Raw genomic sequence first — 5,280 nt, 5'->3', positions numbered from 1 at the left:
GGCGCCGAGGAGAGGGCCGGGCGGCTCCCGGACGTCGAAGGGTTCGAGAACGTCCCCGGGCGGGGCGTACGCGGCCGTGTGGAGGGCCGTGAGGTTCTTCTCCGACTGCGCCAGGCGGCACCCGACCCCCACCGTGATCCACTGTCGCAGATGCTAGGCAAGAACCGTGCCACGATCCTGCGTGCCATCTATGCCCACGAGGGCTGCGACGCCGTCACCTTGCAGCAACTGGTCCAGCTGATCCCCGGTGGCTCCAGCTGGCACGCCGAGAAGCTCACAGAAGCCGGGCTAAGGGCTGTCCCATAAATGATTTTGGACTTACCTGCTCACCGGCTCGTTCCTTGGTCACCCGGCGAGGGTGAGGTTGTGCAGGCGGGCGATACCGAGCATGGCGTGATGGACGCCGTCGCCTTTCAATCTGCAGTCGCGGAGGATCTTCCAGGTCTTCATCCGGGCGAAGACGTGCTCCACACGGGCGCGGACCTTGCGGTGCGAATCGTTGTGTTCTTCCTTCCAGGCCGGGAGTTCGGTCTGACCGGGCTCGCGGCGGTGCGGGATGACCAGGCCGGTGCCTCGGTAGCCGCCGTCCGCGATCACTACGGCGTTGCCGACGGCGGCCTTGGCGCCGGACAGCTCCCATGCCTTGCAGTCGTTGCGGTTGCCAGGCAACGGTCGGCCGACAGCGACGACGAGCCGAGTGTCTGCGTCAATGACGACCTGGTGATTTGTGGAGTACCGATAGTTCTTCGACTGCTCGGCGACGGTGTGGTCACGGGTGGGAACCAAGGTGCCGTCCACGATAAGCACAGGGTCCCTGCGGAACCGCTTGCGCGGTTGGAGTGCGAGCGACGGTGCAAGGCGGTCGATGATGCGGCCGGCTGCCGATTTCGAGACCCCGAACAGCGGCGCCAACTGCCTCAGAGTCAGGTTCGTCCGCCAGTACGCCGCGATCAGCAGAACGCGGTCCTCCAGTGGCAGGCTCCACGGTCGCCCCCTGCGGACCGCGTCCGCGCCTTCGCGTCGCAGTGCGGTCAGCAGCTTGCCGAACTGTCGCGGGCCCATCCCGGCGAACGGGGCTATCCAGGACGGATCCGACGCAGTGATCACAGCAGCCACATCAAGATCATCCCACCGGATGGCCGCGCGCCATGCCGCCGGGCCGAGGCCACATCCACCGATAACAGCACCACAATGGATGCTGACGGAGCCCACACGAGTCCGATGAGGGGGAAGCGGCGCATGGGTAGTCTCTTGAAGATGGTCTCGGGGATCCACTGGAACGAACTCCGTGACGCACAACAGGTGCCGGCTGGAACCATCCCCCCTCTGTTGTCCCGGATCGCGTATGCCGATGAGGACACCGCACGTCTTGCCATAGACGAACTGGGCGACGCTGCTTGCGCGTTGGGCTTCGTAGTCGGCGAGGCGACGGCCCCGACGGTTCCGTTCCTCCTCGAACTGGCCGGAGCCCTGCATGTGCCGTGCAAGGCCGAGTTGTTGGACCTGCTGGGAAGCATCTGTCGGACCGAGCAATGGCACTCCGCCGCTGCGGCGGCGAGGGACAGCAAGTACTACACGAGCTACAGGGAGCAACCCGGGCTGGGAGGCAGCTGCAAGGGCAGCAGTAACCGCAGGCCGGCCAGTCATCGAAGGTCTCGCCGCATCCGTGCGGCCGAAGGAGTCGGCTCCTGCTCGCAAGCTTCTGCGGGTCATGGACGAGGTGCCGCCGTTTCCAAAGCTCTGAGCGGTCATTGGGACAGCCTTTAGTCGAGATCCCGCAGGCCAGAGGCTCTCAAGTCGTCGATGCAGGCCTCACCTCTGGCTGGTCGTGACACCCACGAAGAGGTACGGCCGCGCCATCAGCGCAGCCGGTGCCGCTGTCCAGCCCTCCCTCGAGCGTCACAATCGGTTGATTCGTGCCTCCATGTGCCCTCATGCTGTCGAGGTGTGGGGGAAGCGATGACACCGACAGCCTTCGGGGCCGACGGCGAGGCGCGGGTGGTCTTCCATCTCTTCGCCGCGTCGGACCGCAAGGAGGCGGACGCCGCGAGGGATGTGCTGCGCCGGGCCGATGTCACGTACGTCGACTTACGCCCGCTGGGTGCCAATGCCCCCGGCGACGACGTCCTCACCGGCACCGCCACCACCACCGCCCTCGTGAACATCGTCACCGCGCTCCGCCACCTCTTCCGGTACGGCATCGCCGTGCGCGTCGCGGGGCCGACCGATATCGTCGTGCAGTCGGATTCCCGGATCGGTCACGGACAGGTCGTTGTCCGCGGGCCGCGCCACGACGTGCTCGCAGAGGACGCCGGAGCCCTGCGCTCCGCTCTCGACGGCCCACTCACACAGATGGTGCCTGACCCAGCGCCCCTTCCTTATCCGCCCAGCGTCCTCTTCCACGGCTATCAGAGCGCAGAGCTCGCTGCCGAAGCCACCCATCTCGCCCGTGTCTTCACCGACCCGGACTTCATAAGCGGCGCAGATCCCACCGGCACCGTGCTCGACGACCCGGAGATGCTGGCCGACGTGTCCAGTAGACCCCGCAACCTGCTCGACCTGCTTCTGCTCGCCTACGGCTTATCCCGCACCGACGGCGGTGATCACCGCGTGCGCGACCCGCGCCTGCCCGGCCCGGACGCGGTCCGGCGAGTGGCCGCCACCGTCGAGGTCTTCGTGCAACCGTCCACCGACCCGGAATCCCGGGTGCTGGCCCGCTCCCTCGCCGACGGCCGGCAGGGTTTCGTCATCGGACTGCCACCGCAGGTCGCTGAGTTGATGGCCAACATCTCCTGGGCCCTGCCCGCCCTCTTCGCCATCCCCGGGACGGAGGCGTTCGGCACCTCCGAACTGGCGTCCGGCACGACCGATGGCGATCGCAGGTGGGCAGACATCGACGCGACCGTCGCCTCGTACCTGCGCTCCTGGCGACCCCCACGCGCCGCCACCCTGCTCCCGCCCCGACCGCTCATCCCGATGGCCATGCCGCAGGACGAGAGCCGATACGGCCCCGGAGACCCCTACATGGTCTTCGACGCGTGCACACTCTTCCTCATCGCCCGTGAACTCACCCCCATCCTCGAGGGCAGATACGGCGGCGGGGCCGAGCCGCCCCTGGCTCCCTTCACCGCAGGGCTGCCCCGGGAGATGCGCCTGGGGACGCACGCGGACTGCGCGGCATACGTCCACACGATGAACGCCCTCATTCTGGGGGCCGGTGAGGACGGCCCCCTCGTGCCCGACTTCGACAACATTCGGCGCCACTTCCATCACGGGCGGCCGGGCAGGCTCCGCCGGACCCGGCAGCGGGAGGAACGGGCGCGGCGCGAGGCCGGAGTAGTGCTGGCCTGTCTGAATCGCACGACCGAGGCCGTGCTCAGCTACTACGCCGTCGTGGACATGTTGGCCGCCCTCGCCCGCGCCCGCCGCGACGGCGCCCTCGCGCGCCGCCTGGAGGCGATCGGCGGTCGGCGCGAGGCGGTGTGCCGCTACATGCTGTGGGTCAAGGAGCACGCACTGCCCGAGGACTGGGGGCTGCGCACTCGGCTGGTGGGAGAGGAGGATGGATGGGAACGCGCATGGGAGTACGTCCGTCATGTGCAGCGGCACCTGGTGCCCTCGCTGGTCGACTCGTCCGACTGACCGTTTCCGCCGTCGTGGGGGCAGCCGCCCCGGCACGTCGCTACGGTGGCGGCATGAATGACATCACCGTCGGCGAAGCCATCGACCACTTGCGAGCCGAACTCACCGCTGCTCGCAATCGCGCCGCGGCCTCCGGTGTCCGCTTCGAGTTGGGTGACATCTCGCTCGAGTTCACGGTTGAGCTGCGCCGGGAGCAGAGCGGCAAAGGGTCCGTCAAGGCGTGGGTCGTGTCTGGGGAGGCGGGGGCTGTGCGAGCCCAGACCGCCACCCACAGGTTGGCGTTCACGCTGCGCGCGGTCGACCAGGACGGCGAGGGCATCCGCATCGGTAACAGCGACGCTCCAACGGGCGGTCTGGCCGATGGAGGCGGCCTGATCCGGTAACACGCCGCAGGCGTACGAAGTGAACGGGGGAACAGTTGGAACTGAGTCGTATCGTCGCGGTCCTTCTGCCGGGCGCGCGGCAGCGCTACGGCGGCAATGGAACAGGCTATCTCCTCGGGTCCAGGCTTGTCCTGACGGCCCGGCACGTGCTGGATGGGAGAGCCACCTGCGATGTACAGGTGCCCGGTGGTAGCACCGTCCCCTGTACCGTCGTCTGGCGCGGCACCGGTCACGTCGACTCGGCCCTGCTCCTCGCCGAGACAGACGTACACCCGCAGGTCGCCCCGGTCCGCTGGGGGCGGCTCGTCACCGCTCGGCACCAGCCCTGTGACGTTGCCGGCTACCCCGAGGCCGGGCGCCGGGTAGGCGGCGGCCTGGATCTGCAGCAGCCGCGTGCCACTCTGACCCCCGGCACTGGTGCCCTGTCCCACCGCTACACCGTGGAACTCGCTAGCGCGCCACCCGCCGACTCCGCCGGCCGCGCACCCTCCCCGTGGAGCGGCCAGTCCGGCGCAGCCCTCTTCAGCGGCGGGCTTCTGACCGGCGTCGTCGTGACCGACGTGAGCGGCTGGGGGCTGCCGCGCTGGGAGGCCGTACCGGTGTATGCGTTGCTGGCCGACCCGGAGTTCACGAACCTCGTCACCCGGCACACCGCCGCAGAGCCCGTGTGGGAGCCGGTCGACCTCCAGAGCCTTGTCACACCCGCTGCCAACTGGCGGGTCCGCTCCCCGGCGACTCTGCTGGATCAGCGCGCCGAGGTGGTCCGCTTCCACGGCCGTGAACAACTGCTCGGGGAACTGATTGGTGACTGGTGCGAGGGTGGCGGTGTACGGCTCGCCGTTCTCACCGGGCCCGGTGGTGCCGGCAAGTCCCGGCTCGCCCGCGAGCTGTGCGCGCGACTGCGCGACCGGCACGGCTGGGTCTGCGGCTGGCTGGACGAGCGCGGCCCGGCAGAGGACCTCGACGTGCTCACCGAGGTGGACCGCCCGCTGATCCTGGTCGCCGACTACGCCGAACTGCGGATCGCCCAGCTGACCGCCCTGCTCACGGTCCTGGACCGGCGTCCCGAAGGCCGCGCTGCGGTGCGGTTGCTGCTCACCGCGCGGGCGAGGGGCGACACCTTGGGCGGCTGGTGGGACCAGCTCAGGACCCGCACGCGCGAGACGAGAAATCTGACCTACGACGCCCTGCACCGCGATCTACCACCGCTGACGGATTTATCGGATCGCGAAAGGCACTACCGCGACGCCCTCAC

At 68.8% G+C, this 5,280-nt stretch carries 4 protein-coding genes; 3 read left to right on the top strand and 1 reads right to left on the bottom strand.

The annotated features are described in order from the left end of the window. Nucleotides 1-345: 345 nt before the first annotated feature. The gene (locus AB0I06_RS34090) at nt 346-1,116 is read right to left on the bottom strand and encodes a transposase (protein ID WP_363122741.1); all 771 of its coding nucleotides are present in this window, start codon (nt 1,114-1,116) and stop codon (nt 346-348) included. Nucleotides 1,117-1,959: 843 nt separating this feature from the next. Here AB0I06_RS34090 and AB0I06_RS34085 point away from each other — a divergent pair. From AB0I06_RS34085 to AB0I06_RS34075, 3 genes are all read left to right on the top strand, one after another. Next, a complete protein-coding gene (locus tag AB0I06_RS34085; protein WP_363122740.1) occupies nt 1,960-3,642 on the top strand; it encodes a hypothetical protein in 1,683 nt (560 codons plus the stop codon). A 53-nt stretch (nt 3,643-3,695) separates the two neighbouring features. After that, nucleotides 3,696-4,025 carry a trypco2 family protein gene (locus AB0I06_RS34080; protein ID WP_362054374.1) on the top strand — a complete coding sequence of 110 codons (330 nt, stop codon included), beginning with the start codon at nt 3,696-3,698 and terminating at the stop codon, nt 4,023-4,025. Between the two features lie 146 nt (nt 4,026-4,171). Next, a partial coding sequence (locus AB0I06_RS34075; protein ID WP_363122739.1) for an ATP-binding protein occupies nt 4,172-5,280 on the top strand: 1,109 nt, incomplete at its 3' end.

This window comes from Streptomyces sp. NPDC050674 (assembly GCF_040654575.1).
Lineage (GTDB): Bacteria > Actinomycetota > Actinomycetes > Streptomycetales > Streptomycetaceae > Streptomyces.
This window is presented reverse-complemented; position numbering and strand designations above follow the sequence as displayed.